Origin of the sequence: Chitinophaga chungangae (assembly GCF_017742215.1) — a bacterium.
GTDB classification, from domain to species: Bacteria; Bacteroidota; Bacteroidia; order Chitinophagales; family Chitinophagaceae; genus Chitinophaga; species Chitinophaga chungangae.
The window spans coordinates 1,091,801-1,105,062 of sequence record NZ_JAGHKP010000001.1 but is presented as its reverse complement, the minus strand read 5'-3'; the positions used below and the strand labels follow the sequence as shown (position 1 = coordinate 1,105,062).

The window sequence follows — 13,262 nt, the reverse complement described above, 5'->3', positions numbered from 1 at the left end:
ATTCTCCACATCATATTAGCCCCGGTATTATTTTTTGCAGTACAGCCTCAACTGCAAGCTCAAACGTCGTACAACCCGGAAAAAAAGTTTGAGATGGAAAAGTTACAAGAGGACCTTAAAGTGCTGGAAAAAGTTTTAAGAAAAGTGCACCGTGTGGGGCCTCATTGGATTCGTGAAAAAATACAAGGCCTTCAGGCCGGTATGACCTGAAGACTTTTCGACGTCTTATCAAATATGATCCCGCACAAATGCGCGGCAATAATCTTTTATCAAATCCCGGACGGCACGGAACTCCTGTGTTATTTCATCTTCGGTTCCCGCCGCCTTTGCCGGGTCGGGGAAGTTGTGATGGAACCGTTCCGCGGTGCCGGGAAAATACGGGCAACGTTCTTTTGCATTGTCGCAGACCGTGATCACATAATCGAAGGGAATACCGGCGTATTCATTGACGTTGTTGGACGTGTGCGCGGAGATGTCTATGCCGTCTTCCGCCATCGTAGTCACGGCGCGGGGATTGACGCCGTGGGTTTCCATGCCCGCGCTGTACACTTCCGCTTTGCCCGCGGCAAACGCCCGCAGGTACCCTTCCGCTATCTGGCTGCGGCAGCTGTTTCCCGTACAGAGTACTAAGACCTTTTTCATTCGTCGTTTTTAAATGGCAGCAGCCATACAAGGTTAATGATAGTAAATTTCGGATCGAAGCCGAAAACAATATTGAGAATAATCACCGAAAGGGTAATCACCATTGGTTTGCGGTATTTCCCTTTCAGGGCGCTATTTGCAGCAATCCGGGCCGCAGCAATCCTTTTCCTGTATTGATTTTTCTGCATAAACAGTGATGCTGAAGATGCCCGTAGAACTGCTTTTGTACAGGGCAAGCTCCCCGGGGTTTAAATAATTGCTTAGAATATCGTCCGGTATCACGATCTGTTTTTCTTTTTGAATCCTGATGCCGGTGAACCCGGTGTTTTCGATCAGGCCAAGATATGCGTCTTTCTGAATAGCGCCTGCAACACAACCGGCATACATCTCCGCTGCCTGCTGGAGATTCTGCGGCAGCTCCCCTTCCAATACAATGTCTGATATGCTGAAATGCCCGCCGGGTTTGAGAACGCGGTAAATTTCCTTAAATACGCCCGCTTTGTTCGGCACCAGGTTCAGCACGCAATTGCTGACCACAACATCCGCTACGTTGGCGGTAACGGGCATCTGCTCGATATCTCCCTGCCGGAACTCTACATTATTGAAACCACGCGTCTCCGCGTTCTGCCGGGCGCGTTCGATCATGGCGGGCGTAAAGTCGATACCGATCACCTTGCCCGTTTCACCGGTTTCATGCCGCGCGATAAAACAGTCGTTGCCCGCGCCGCTGCCAAGGTCGATCACGGTGTCTCCTGCTTTGATCTGCGCAAACTGCGTGGGCAGGCCGCAGCCGAGGCCCAGGTCCGCATCCGGGTTGTAGCCTTCCAGCTGACTATAATCGTCGCTCATGATATTGTACACTTCAGATGAACAGCAGCCGGAGCCGCAGCAGGACGCTGCATTCACATCTTTATCCTGCGCGGCGATCTCGGTATATTTCTGCCGCACCATGTCTTTTGTTGCCTGATCGGACATAACATAATCATTTAATAATCCATTGCAATATTGCGATTAATAAAAACAAAAAAAATCAGCAGCAATTCCCGCCTTCCAGCGTCACGTCTTTAAAAAATACGTTGAATAGTTCCCTGTACTGTTTCCATACTTTCGGATCGATGCAATAACAGACGTTCACCCCTTCAACGGTTCCCTGGATGATCCCCGCCGTTTTCAGCTCCTTCAGATGCTGGGAGGTGGTAGCCTGCGCCAGGCCCAGCTCTTCGACCAGGTCGCCGCACACGCAGGCGTTTTTTTTGACGAGATATTGCAGGATGGCGACCCTCGCGGGATGCGCAATTGCCTTTGCCATGCGGGCTATTGCGTTCTGCTGCCTGGTAAATAAATCAGCTTTTGTAATTCCCATTATCGCAATATTACGATTAAAATGGAAAATCCAAGCCTGTTCCGGGAGATTTTTTTTATTTCCGTGATTTTTTTGGAAAATCATATATTTGCGTAACCAGGAACGTAATTTAGAACGAGATGAACTTTTACGACCACACCGGCAAAATGGCGATTGGCAGCAGGCTGAGGCTGCTCACCGACAAGATCACCGAAGACGCCGCGGAGATCTACAAACTTTACCAGGTTGATCTTCAACCCAAATGGTTCCCCGTTTTCCATGCCTTGTCGCAAAAGGACAACACCATCACCGGGATCGCCCAGCTGATCGGCCACTCCCACCCTTCCGTGAGCAAGATCGTCGCGGAAATGTCGAAAAAAGGGATCGTTACCGAGAAAAAAGACAAGACGGACAAACGCCGCAACATGGTGGGCCTTTCCCGAAAGGGCCAGGAGATCGCGGAGAAGATCAAAGACCAGCTTACGGATGTGAACAGCGCCATAGAAGACATCCTTTCCGGCACCCGCAACGACCTTTGGAAAGCCATCGGCGAATGGGAATTTGTGCTCGAACAAAAAAGCCTGCTGCGGCGCGTGCAGGAACAGAAAAAGCTGCGCGAAAGCGGCAACGTGCAGATCGTGGATTACAAACCCGCATATGCCGCGGCTTTTAAAACTTTGAACGAAGAATGGATCTCCACTTATTTCAAAATGGAGGAAGCCGATCACAAAGCGCTGGACAATCCCGATTCGTACATTCTCAAAAACGGCGGCGCCATTATCGTAGCGCTCTACAACGGCGAACCCGTGGGCGTTTGCGCGCTCATCAAAATGAACGACCCGCATTATGATTTCGAGCTGGCGAAAATGGCCGTTTCCCCCAAAGCGCGCGGCAAAAATATCGGCTGGCTGCTGGGCGGGGCCATCATCCGGAAAGCAAAGGAGCTCGGGGCATCAATGATCTACCTGGAAAGCAACACCATTCTCAAACCTGCCATCAACCTGTATCACAAGCTGGGCTTCCGCAAAGTGGCAGGGCATAAATCACCGTACGAAAGATGTAACATACAAATGGAACTGGCGCTGGAAACTATTTGAGAGCCGGCGCTTTCCTGTTTACGGATCAACGCTTATCTTCGGCACCATCCTTATACCGAAACATATGAACGCGGTGGAAAAACTAACCAATAAATTTATTCAATGGCACTTTTTGGGATCTGGGGAATATACCTCATTATTTTTATCGTTTGGGTCGTTAAGAAACAACCCTGGAGTCGGAGACGTGATTAATTCATCACCGATCGGCTAAAACTCAAATTCGTCTTTCCGGCAATAAAACCTGGGCGCTGTCTCCGACAACACGCAGCTTCCAAGGAATATCTTATTCGTCTTTGCTTTCCTGAACATCTTCTTGCTGGGGTAACCGTAAACAATCGGGATAAGATGTTTGCGCGATAAACAAAGCGGGCATTTTTTCTGAGCGGCAAAACCGCTGCTGCTGAAGGATACTATCACGATCGGGGAGGATTGTATGTGATGGTACGACCAATGGCGGCTCTTTCCTGATAAGGGGGAAACACGCAACCCGGATGCCATCCATTTTCCAACGGCCTTGCTCATTTTTTCCCAAACGCCCGGAAAATGCCGCAACAACTGCCTGAAAATCATACTGCGAAAGCGGCAATCAGTTCGCCGGAAAAGTTATTGAACTGCGCTGGGCAATCAACCAACGGAACGTTTTTTTCCTTACCTTTCCGTAAACTGTTAACACTGTTATCGAACTAGACCCAAAGAAAGGTATGGACACAAGCCCCGCAATTCAGCTTCAGCAAAAAATCATCGCCTTCATCAACAGCCTCAAGGATGATGGTATCAGCTATATTGGGCTCAGCATTGCCGGCAACGAATCGCATTTCCTTCCCGACGTGAAGATCGATACCATGCTGCTGGATGGCAAACCGTTCACCTCGCAGCATTATTACCCGGCGACAGATATCGAAGCCACCGTTATTCTCCGAACCAAAGACACACAATAATATTCACTCCGGTGAAATTTTAAAATGGACATACAAACTTACCGGGCATTCCTGCCCGGTTTTTTCTCGCACTAGATAAGAATTTATTAATTATGTTTTGTTTTTAAAATCAATGAATTATCTTTAAACGTTACACTATACCTTTTTTAGTATTTATTATCCCTCATCCCAATCAACAATGAAAAAACTGTTACTCCTGGCGGCCGTATGCTTCAGCGCCGCCACCGCTTTTTCACAAAGTTTCACGCACGGTGTAGGCGTTACCGTTATGGTCGATAAAATGCAGGACCTCGATGCGCGCCCCGGCTTTGGTTTCACCTATTCTCCCCGTTTTAACTTCGCGGAATCCGAAAGCATGTCTGTATCCGTGGGCATTCCCATCAGCGTAGCCCTCGCAGGCAGCTACAGCGGCACCTACAATTCCCGCTCCGGCTGGGAAGAAGATCCCTACATGTCAGGCGACGGCAGCGTGGCCGTATTCCTGAACGCACCGGTAATGCTCAACCTCAACTTCGGCGCAGGTTCTTCCCGCGACAACGAAAGCCGCCTCGGCGCATTCGTAGGCGCAGGTTTCGGGCTGCACTGGAGCGCTTCCACCGACCAGGTGTTTTACGACGAAGCCGGCAACCCGGACTACCGGAATACCGGCGGCACGGTGTTCGGCCCCGCAGGCAACGCAGGCATGCGCATCGGCGTGGGCAACAGCGGCAAAAACATCGAGATAAAACTCTCCTACTACCGGGGCCTGGACGATAACAAACTCAACCTTTTCGGCCTTGCAGGCATCTTTAATTTCTAGCAGGCAAAAATTACATGAAAAAGTAAAGGGCGGTCTCTGCAAAGACCGCCCTTTTTAATTGCTTTTCGTCCGCAAGGGCCGGGCGTTGCAGCCGGCCCGCTACAAGTCGAAGAACTGCCGCGTTCGGTTCACTCTCAGGTCGCGCAGGATGCCCGCCTTGGGGTTGATCGTGATGCTGAATTGCCTGTAAGAGCCGAAAGGCACCAGGTTGATGCTCATCTGCCAGCAGTGCATATCGCGAGATACGGTAAGCGTGGTGTAGGATACCTGTTTGAGGCGGAAATCGAAACCGCTGCTCATAATGATCTTCCATTTGGGCGTAAGACTGAAATCGCCGCTGAAGTTCAGGCCCTGCGTGAATATCGTCGTGTCCCGCAGGCGGTCTGCCGAACGGCCGCGGGTATAGTTAAGGCTGTACGAGAGATCGAGGCGCCAGGGAATGTCGAAATCCACATAATCCCCCGGGTTATTGCGCATCATTTCCATCTGCCGCCGCTGTTCTTCCAGCTGGGCTTCCGGCAATACGCCTTCCTGCTCTTCCATTTCCTCTTTCTGTTTTTGTTTGGCTTTGCTTTTGGCGTCCTGGCTTTGGAAAGAGGTACTGATCGCGATGTTTGCCTGTGTAAGGCGGCCGATGCTGAATTTTTCGCCTTTCCAGGTGTATTTGTCTATGCGGTAGCCCATGCTGTCTACCTGGTAAGGGTCAATGGTGCCGTTGAAGGAAATGTTCACCTTGTCGAACAGGTTGGTGCGCGCATTAAGCGAGAACGGCGCGAGGTTGAACGAATCCGCCACGAAGTTGTAACTGCTGTTCACGCCGAAACCGTCGAGTATCTTGATTTTCCTGAAACCGGAAGTGTCTTTGTCGGACTTCACCTTCATTTCAAGGTTGTTATCTATCCCAAAGTTAAGCCCCGCGAAGGTTTCCGCTGGCGAAGGCCCGAAAGGCGCGCCGTCGTAGTACGAAAACCGGCTCATACGGCCCGTTGTATCCGACTGCACCATGTAATAATCCTTGCTGGCGAGGTCCGGCGAATAACTTACGCCCACATTGGGCCGCATAACATGGCGGATGGCCTGCACCTTCGAATTTTTGTTCTTAAAAGCGTACATGCCGTAAATCGCCGTGGCCAGGGAGGCGCCGGTAGACACGGCGCTGCTTCTGTAGAAGCCGCTGTTGTAAGTGGTATCGTAGTTCCTGCGCTGTTCGTTCCAGCTCATCACCTGCTGGCGGATGTACCATTTTTCAGTATAGTTGATGCTGGGCGAGAGCGTAAGGTTACTGAACAGCGGGATAGACAGCGTGAGCGGGATCTGATGCTGCATGCCGGCCTGCAGGCGGTCGAACATGGCGGGCTTGCCGAAGCTGGAATCCGCAAAGTTCATATTGTTCCTGAACAGCAGGTTGTAACTCGCGCCGATCTTCTCGTACCATTTGGGCGTGCCCACCATCTCTTCGCGCTGGAAAGGGTAAATGGTGTTCACGTTGAACGAACCGTCGGGGAAGTTGATGGTCACCTGGCGGGTCAGCGTGTTCTGGTTATGGTTCGCGGCGATGGAAAGGTTGTACGGTTTGCCGATCCAGTTTTTGGAATAGGTGATGGACGAGCTCATGTTATTATTGAGCCTGGTGGCCGCATCGCGCACGTTGTACTGGTTGAAGGTGGAGGTACCGAACAGCACGCTGGCGCTGAAGTTGGTACCGGGCCTGGCCTTCCCGTCCATACTGTGGCTCCAGGAGATCTTGTAGTCCTGCGAGCGGGTGTAATCCTGCTTCACCTCCGGGTCGCCGATGCGGGTGAGGGCGTAAGACAGGTTCATGCCGCCGTTATATTTATACCGTTTACGGTAAGTGGGACTGAAAGTGGTTCCCCAGCTGCCGTAGGAGTAGATGTCTGCCCGAACGGTAACGTCCAGGTACTCTCCCAGCCCGAAATAATAACCGCCGTTTTGCAGGCCGAGACCCCTTTGCTGGTCTACCACGTACTGCGGCGGCAGCAGACCCGTACGCTGGCCCTGGCTGAGGGGGAATATGGCGAAGGGGATGAACAGGGGTGTGGGAATGCCTTCGATCTCCAGGTTGGCCGGGCCTGATACAATTAAAGTGTTAGGGATCACTTTGATCTTTTTGGCGCGGAACGCGAAGTGCGGCGTGTCCAGGTTACAGGTGGTATAGCCGTTCCTGAAACCGAACACGGTATTGTCTGGCTGCTTTTTAACCTTCTGGCTGCTCACAAAACCTTCGCCGTACTGGGCGCGGGTTTGGTAGATCATGGCCTTGCCGCTGTTGAAGTTGTATTGCACCGAATCCATGTCTGAACTGGTGGAACCGTCGTTGAGCACGGCTTTGTCTATGGGTTTCCCGGCCGTGTCTATCCCCATCCTGGAGGTGAGAATGCCCGTAGCCTGGTTGAAGTCCATCGTATTGCCGGTAAGCTGCGTCTGTTCGTATTTTACGTCTGCCTTATTATAAAGGCGGAATTCTTTCTTTTTCACGAGCATTACGATGGAATCCTGCGCTTTGTAGTACACAGGCGCGCTGAGACTGTCTTTCGAGATGCGGATGCCCGATGTGTCTGCCTTCAGCGAATCGGCGCTGATGCGCGAAGTATCCGTGAGGTGAAGAGAATCGGGCATGACAGACGGAATTGTATCGATCGTGCGTTTTATAACCGGGCGGCGCGCCGTATCTTTCGCCAGCGAATCGCGGTCGGGGAAAGTGACGGGATGCGGCAATGGCACGGTGTCTGTGAAAGTTTTGTTAAAGTAACCCGCCGGGATCGCGGATGCACGGGCGAAATCGTCTTTTAACAGGGACCAGGCCATGAACAAAAGAAGAATCAAAGGCAGGAAGAGCCGCCTTAGAAAGTTTTTATAATTATTTTTGCAGAAAGGGTCCATGTGTTAAGCGGGCACAAACCTACATGATTTTATACAAATTATTACATAGTTCGCCAATGCCCCTGGAGGGAGGAAAGGTATGGAATGTCGGGCGGACGTGCATCATAAACGTATAAAATTAAGGTGAACAATTAATGAAGGACCTGGACACGATTGAATACAACCCATTAAAATAAAATGTTGACATGCGCTGGAAAAGAGTATTATTTTCAGGTTTAGGCATAGGACTGATCTATACCTTGTTCATTCATGCAAAAACTACACCGGATTTCCCGATACCTGTGCAGGACAGGCCGATCCGCACCATCGTGATCGATGCGGGCCATGGCGGCAGCGACGCGGGCGCCCGCGGCAGCTTTTCGTATGAAAAAGATATAACCCTTGACGTTGCGCTCAGGCTGGGCAAACTCATCGAAGAGGCCATGCCCGATGTGAAAGTGGTATATACCCGCAAAAACGACCGTTTCGACGACGTGCACCGCAAATCCGCCATCGCCAACGAAGCCAAGGGCGACCTTTTTATATCCATTCACTGCAACGCCGCCCCCGCCGTAAAAAGGATCGTGGGCCACAAAACAGTTACTTACCGCGATAAAAAGAAAAGAAAACGCACCCGCAAGGTGCCCATCTATAAAACTTCGCCCAATCCCGCCCAGGGAACGGAAACGTACATATGGGCCCCTACTAAGAACGCGGCGAAAACCGAATCGCTGCGCAACAGCTCCGTAGTCGTGTTCGATGCCAATTCGGAAGAGGTACAGGCGCTCATGGATAATAAAGACCCGGAGACCCTCATCATGCTCAATACTTTGCGCAACGTGTATTTCGACCAGAGCGTACGCCTTTCCACGCTCGTGCAGGACGAATTCGCCCGCGTGGGCCGCATCAACCGCGGTGCCCGCCAGCGCAACGAAAAAGGCATCCTGGTGCTGCATGCCACCGCCATGCCCAGCGTGCTGGTAGAGCTCGGCTTCATCAGCAATCCCGAGGAAGAGAAATACCTCAATTCCGCCGACGGGCAGAACGAACTGGCCGGCTGCATCTACCAGGCTGTAAAAAAATATAAAGAGGAACTGGAAAGGGTCTACAAAAACGGCGAAGCCGCCAGGCACCCGCACCCGGCCGGGCAAGCGCCCGCCGCCCCCGCGGTAACGCCTCCCGCCCCCGCCCGCCAGGTAGTGAACCATATACCCGCGGCCGTTAGTAACGCCGTGGAAACACCTGCGGCGGAAGAAGAAGAAGAAAGCTTCAGCTACAAAGTGCAGCTGATGACCACCGAAAAAGTGTACGCCCGCACCAATCCCCTGTTCAAAAACCTGAAAGGCACCATCGAAAGGGAACAATCCTCACAGGGAAAGAAAAAAATCAACAAATACGTTTGGGGCAGCTTCCGCACCGAAGCCGAAGCCCAGGCGGCCGTATACAAAGCCCGTAAACAGGGCTTTTCAGACGCTTTTGTGCTCACGTTCAAAGACGGCGAGCGCATCGACTGACCCCAAGCCCTGGCCCGCCTTTTGCAGATATTCTGATTACCTACAACTGCCGCACCGTTGTTTTAACTATTTTTGCTACGAACATTTGTATAAACGATGCTGAAAATCAATAACGAAACGAAAGTAGGTATTCTGACCACCGTTGCCATTGTGCTGCTGATCCTGGGTTTTAATGTCCTGAAAGGCCGGAGCCTGTTTTCCAATAAAAAGACGATCTACGCGGTTTACCAGCAGGTGAACGGCCTCCAGCCGTCCAACGCGGTGACCGTGAACGGCCTCACCATCGGCAGCGTACTCGATCTCGAAGTGATGGACAAACGCGCCGGCCGCATCCTGGTGACCCTGCAGATCGACAAAGACATCGAGATCCCGAAAAACTCCGTCGCCCGCATCAGCTCCGACCTGCTGGGCACGCGCAAAGTGGAGATCGATTTCGGCAATACCAACGAATCGCTAAAAAATAAAGACACCATTTATGCCGCGGTAGACGGTTCCATCACCGACGCGCTGAAAGAACAGCTCAGCCCGCTCGTGAAAAAACTGGAAACGGCCCTCGGCTCCGTAGACACGCTGCTCGTTACCGTCAACTCCGTGTTCGACACCACCGCCAAACAAAACATCCGCACAGCCATCGCAGGGCTCAACGGCACCATGCAGAACCTTTCGCTGGCAACCCGCAATATCAACGGCATGCTGGCAGACGAAGGAAAGATCTCCGGCACGTTCGACAACTTCCAGGCGGTGTCTGAAAACCTGAAGAACAACAACGAAAAGATCTCCCACATCATCGATAATTTCGACAAGCTGTCCGGCTCCTTCGCCGACGGCCAGCTGGACACCACTATCAATCAGCTGCGCTTCACCATGGAAAGGCTCAACAGCGTTGTGGCCAAAGTAAGCAGCACCGACGGCACGCTCGGCATGCTGGTAAACGACCGCAAAGCCTACAACAACCTGCAAAATTCTCTCAGCAGCCTTAACAAACTGCTGGAAGACCTGCGGTACAATCCCTGGAGATACGTGCACCTGAGCGTGTTCGGCAGGAAAAACAAAGTAGTGCCCATCCCGTCAGACACGGTTCAATTACAATAAGGACGATGCTTAAGAACGTATTATACGGCCTGGTACTTTTAGGAGGAATAGGCGCTTCCGGGATGCTGACAGCCGCATACCGCGACCCCGCGCGCCTGCCGCTGAAAAGGCCGGAAACCGTGCCCGTGCAGCAAGACACTACCAAAAAGATCTATCTCCTGAAGGCCAAAAGCGTGGTGAACCTGCAGACAGACACCCTCAGCGAAAGACGCTTCGTGGGCGACGTGCTCTTCAGACAGGGCACCAGCCTGTTATCCTGCGATAGCGCCTCCTTCAACGCCAATACCAACATTATCGAAGCCTGGGGAAATGTACATATCAACCAGGACGACAGCGTGCATACCTACTCCGACCAATTACTTTACCGCGGCAACCAGCGCCTGGCAACGCTTACGGGCAACGCCAAACTGACGGACAGCAAGATCGTGCTTACCAGCCCTACCCTCAATTACGACCTGAACACCAAGATCGGCACATACGACCAGGGCGGCAAACTCGTAAATGGCGAATCGGTGCTTACCAGCCGCGAAGGCATTTATTATGGGGAACCGAAAGACGTGTATTTTAAAAAGGATGTAGTGGTGGTAGACCCCGGTTTCACGCTCGGTACAGACACGCTCATGTACAACACCGTGACCAAAATAGCCACCATCATGGCGCCCACTACCATCAACGATGGCAAGATGACCATGTACGTGACTTCCGGGTATTACAATACAGAACTTGGTTATGGCAACTTCGCGCAACGGCCCACCATCGAAGACAGCACGAATACCTTCACCGCCAACGAGATACAGACCGATAAAGCCACCGGCATTTCCATCGCCACGGGCAACATGATCTGGCGCGATACCGCGCAGAAAGTAGCCGTGCTGGCCAATTACGGCATCGTGAACCAGAACGTCAAAACCGTGCTGGCCACACAGAAACCCGTGATGCTGCTGGAAGGGAAAGACGATACGCTGTTCGTAGCGGCAGACACGCTGTTCTCCGGCATCGTGCCCATCCTGAAAGATTCCGCCGCGCTGGCTGAAGACAGCGCCCGCATTGCGCGTGGAGACACCGCTAATATCAACAAATCAGACACCGCGGAAAAACGTTTCCTCATCGCCTATCATCATGTGAAGATCTTCTCCGATTCGCTGCAGGGCGTGGCAGACAGCGTGTATTATTCCGGCGTGGATTCCATCTTCCGCCTTTACCGCGACCCCGTGCTGTGGGCCAACAATAACCAGCTCACGGGAGACACCATCTTCCTGTTCACTAAAAACCAGAAGGCAGACAAACTGCTGCTGGACCAGAACGCGCTGATCGTGAACAGTCCGGGCCCGGAAATGTACAACCAGATCAAAGGCAACACCATCCTCGGTTATTTCGGCGACGAAAAACTCGATTCGATGTATGTGAACGGGAACGCGGAGAATATTTATTACGTGCAGGACGACGACAGCGCCTTCGTGAGCATTAACCGCCTGCTTTCCGCCAATACCCGCGTGTATTTCGAGAACGGCGAGCTGGAAAGGATCGTATTCGTGAAAGAGCCCGAAGCCACGATGTACCCGTTTACGCAGATGCCGGAAGACCAGAAAAAACTGCCGGGCTTCAAGTGGGAGATCCACCGCAAGCCCAAATCGAAATACGAGCTGATCGGCCAGTAATTTTTCACCTAAAAGATCAAAATGAAACTGCAGCAGACGATCAAACAACGCGTCATCTCCCCTATTTTTCAATTTTTACAAGACAGTCGCGCTGTCGGCATTATCCTGATCGTTTGCACCATCATTTCGATGCTCATTGCCAACTCAGCATGGCGGGAACCGTACATCGGTTTCTTCACCCGGCTCTTCGACGCCGGAGGTGGCCACCACTTGAATTTCCACGGGCTTCATCTTCCCAATTCCTGGTTGCTGTGGATCAACGACGGGTTCATGGCCTTTTTCTTTTTCCTGGTGGGAATGGAGATCAAACGTGAACTGACCACCGGCGAGCTGGCAAGTTTCAAAAAAGCATTGTTGCCCGCGCTGGCCGCGGTAGGCGGTATGGCGGCGCCCGCGCTGATATATGCGCTGTTTAACCACAATACGGAATATCACCAGGGCTGGGGCATTCCTATGGCTACGGACATCGCTTTTTCGCTGGGCATCATTTCGCTACTGGGGAAAAGAGTGCCTTTAAGCCTCAAAGTGTTTCTCACCGCGCTGGCCATTATCGACGATCTCGGGGCCATCCTCACTATCGCGCTGTTTTATACGGACGAGCTGCATACCACTTACCTGTATTTCGGCGCAGGCATTTTCGCGCTGCTGCTTTTGCTGAATTATTGTAAAGTAAAACGGCTGATATTTTATTTTATCCCCGGCATCCTGCTCTGGTACTGTCTTTTTAATTCCGGCATTCACGCTACCATCGCGGGCGTGCTGCTCGCGTTCACCATTCCGCTCGATAAAATAAACAACCTGGAACATACGCTGCACGACCCGGTGAACTTCCTGATCATGCCCGTGTTCGCGCTGGCCAATACCGCGATCCCCTTTCCCGCAGACATTTTGCAGGCATTCAGCCATGCGGTCAGCTTTGGCATTATGACCGGCCTGGTGCTGGGCAAACCGCTCGGCATTTTCCTTTTCTGTTTTGTAGCCGTAAAACTGCGGCTGGCCAGCCTTCCCGCGCAAACAAACTGGAAACAGCTCTGGGGCGTGGGCATGATCGCGGGCATCGGTTTTACCATGAGCATATTTATCGCCGGCCTCGCGTTCGACGCAGCGGACATACAAATCGTATCCATTATGTCTGTTATCGCCGCGTCCGCGATCGCGTCGGTGGCGGGTTTTATTTTCCTGCGGCTGCTTACCCGCGAACCTTCCGCAAAACGCGGCGGGGCCGTACAAAATAAAATCGCCGAATAGCCGTTTTTGAAGCAACCTGTCGTCAACCGGATTTCCCTTCTGTCGCCCCTTT

Annotated in this window: 11 protein-coding genes; 7 read left to right on the top strand and 4 right to left on the bottom strand. The window is 52.1% G+C overall.

The features are described 5' to 3' along the window. Nucleotides 1-228: 228 nt before the first annotated feature. From J7I43_RS04705 to J7I43_RS04695, 3 genes are all read right to left on the bottom strand, one after another. Nucleotides 229-642 carry an arsenate reductase ArsC gene (locus tag J7I43_RS04705; RefSeq protein ID WP_209143754.1) on the bottom strand — a complete coding sequence of 138 codons (414 nt, stop codon included), beginning with the start codon at nucleotides 640-642 and terminating at the stop codon, nucleotides 229-231. Nucleotides 643-774: 132 nt separating this feature from the next. Continuing rightward, nucleotides 775-1,617 carry an arsenite methyltransferase gene (locus tag J7I43_RS04700; protein ID WP_209143752.1) on the bottom strand — a complete coding sequence of 281 codons (843 nt, stop codon included), beginning with the start codon at nucleotides 1,615-1,617 and terminating at the stop codon, nucleotides 775-777. Nucleotides 1,618-1,672: 55 nt separating this feature from the next. Beyond that, nucleotides 1,673-1,951, bottom strand: coding sequence for an ArsR/SmtB family transcription factor (locus tag J7I43_RS04695; protein ID WP_209143750.1), 279 nt, complete (start codon nucleotides 1,949-1,951; stop codon nucleotides 1,673-1,675). A gap of 173 nt (nucleotides 1,952-2,124) precedes the next feature. On the opposite strand from J7I43_RS04695, the gene J7I43_RS04690 reads away from it, so the two are divergent. The 3 genes from J7I43_RS04690 (at nucleotide 2,125) to J7I43_RS04680 (ending at nucleotide 4,818) form a co-directional block, all read left to right on the top strand. Continuing rightward, nucleotides 2,125-3,081: a bifunctional helix-turn-helix transcriptional regulator/GNAT family N-acetyltransferase gene (locus tag J7I43_RS04690; RefSeq protein ID WP_209143748.1), complete on the top strand. Its 957-nt coding sequence runs from the start codon at nucleotides 2,125-2,127 to the stop codon at nucleotides 3,079-3,081. A 701-nt stretch (nucleotides 3,082-3,782) separates the two neighbouring features. Beyond that, nucleotides 3,783-4,019, top strand: coding sequence for a hypothetical protein (locus J7I43_RS04685; RefSeq protein ID WP_209143746.1), 237 nt, complete (start codon nucleotides 3,783-3,785; stop codon nucleotides 4,017-4,019). A 178-nt stretch (nucleotides 4,020-4,197) separates the two neighbouring features. After that, nucleotides 4,198-4,818 (top strand): hypothetical protein, encoded by a 621-nt coding sequence (locus J7I43_RS04680; protein ID WP_209143744.1) that lies wholly within the window; start codon nucleotides 4,198-4,200, stop codon nucleotides 4,816-4,818. 99 nt (nucleotides 4,819-4,917) lie between these two features. Here J7I43_RS04680 and J7I43_RS04675 read toward each other — a convergent pair whose 3' ends face one another. Further along, entirely contained in the window at nucleotides 4,918-7,644 is a 2,727-nt protein-coding gene (locus tag J7I43_RS04675; RefSeq protein ID WP_209143742.1) for a putative LPS assembly protein LptD, read from the bottom strand. A 260-nt stretch (nucleotides 7,645-7,904) separates the two neighbouring features. Here J7I43_RS04675 and J7I43_RS04670 point away from each other — a divergent pair, with 260 nt between their 5' ends. The 4 genes from J7I43_RS04670 to nhaA all read left to right on the top strand — a co-directional run bounded on the left by J7I43_RS04670 (nucleotide 7,905) and on the right by nhaA (nucleotide 13,210). Further along, nucleotides 7,905-9,212, top strand: a complete 1,308-nt coding sequence (locus tag J7I43_RS04670) for an N-acetylmuramoyl-L-alanine amidase family protein (RefSeq protein ID WP_209143740.1) — start codon at nucleotides 7,905-7,907, stop codon at nucleotides 9,210-9,212. Nucleotides 9,213-9,308: 96 nt separating this feature from the next. Then, on the top strand, nucleotides 9,309-10,304 hold the full coding sequence (locus J7I43_RS04665) for an MlaD family protein (RefSeq protein WP_209143738.1): 996 nt from the start codon (nucleotides 9,309-9,311) through the stop codon (nucleotides 10,302-10,304). Nucleotides 10,305-10,309: 5 nt separating this feature from the next. Beyond that, nucleotides 10,310-11,962, top strand: coding sequence for an OstA-like protein (locus tag J7I43_RS04660; protein ID WP_209143736.1), 1,653 nt, complete (start codon nucleotides 10,310-10,312; stop codon nucleotides 11,960-11,962). Nucleotides 11,963-11,983: 21 nt separating this feature from the next. Further along, a complete protein-coding gene (nhaA, locus tag J7I43_RS04655) occupies nucleotides 11,984-13,210 on the top strand; it encodes a Na+/H+ antiporter NhaA (RefSeq protein ID WP_209143734.1) in 1,227 nt (408 codons plus the stop codon). Nucleotides 13,211-13,262 lie beyond the last annotated feature (52 nt).

Coding starts and splice junctions, on each gene's coding strand:
- J7I43_RS04685 (WP_209143746.1), top strand. CDS start 3,783: ATGGACACAAGCCCCGCAATTCAGCTTCAGCAAAAAATCATCGCCTTC.
- J7I43_RS04700 (WP_209143752.1), bottom strand. CDS start 1,617: ATGTCCGATCAGGCAACAAAAGACATGGTGCGGCAGAAATATACCGAG.
- nhaA (WP_209143734.1), top strand. CDS start 11,984: ATGAAACTGCAGCAGACGATCAAACAACGCGTCATCTCCCCTATTTTT.
- J7I43_RS04675 (WP_209143742.1), bottom strand. CDS start 7,644: ATGGCCTGGTCCCTGTTAAAAGACGATTTCGCCCGTGCATCCGCGATC.
- J7I43_RS04690 (WP_209143748.1), top strand. CDS start 2,125: ATGAACTTTTACGACCACACCGGCAAAATGGCGATTGGCAGCAGGCTG.
- J7I43_RS04665 (WP_209143738.1), top strand. CDS start 9,309: ATGCTGAAAATCAATAACGAAACGAAAGTAGGTATTCTGACCACCGTT.
- J7I43_RS04705 (WP_209143754.1), bottom strand. CDS start 642: ATGAAAAAGGTCTTAGTACTCTGTACGGGAAACAGCTGCCGCAGCCAG.
- J7I43_RS04680 (WP_209143744.1), top strand. CDS start 4,198: ATGAAAAAACTGTTACTCCTGGCGGCCGTATGCTTCAGCGCCGCCACC.
- J7I43_RS04660 (WP_209143736.1), top strand. CDS start 10,310: ATGCTTAAGAACGTATTATACGGCCTGGTACTTTTAGGAGGAATAGGC.
- J7I43_RS04670 (WP_209143740.1), top strand. CDS start 7,905: ATGCGCTGGAAAAGAGTATTATTTTCAGGTTTAGGCATAGGACTGATC.
- J7I43_RS04695 (WP_209143750.1), bottom strand. CDS start 1,951: ATGGCAAAGGCAATTGCGCATCCCGCGAGGGTCGCCATCCTGCAATAT.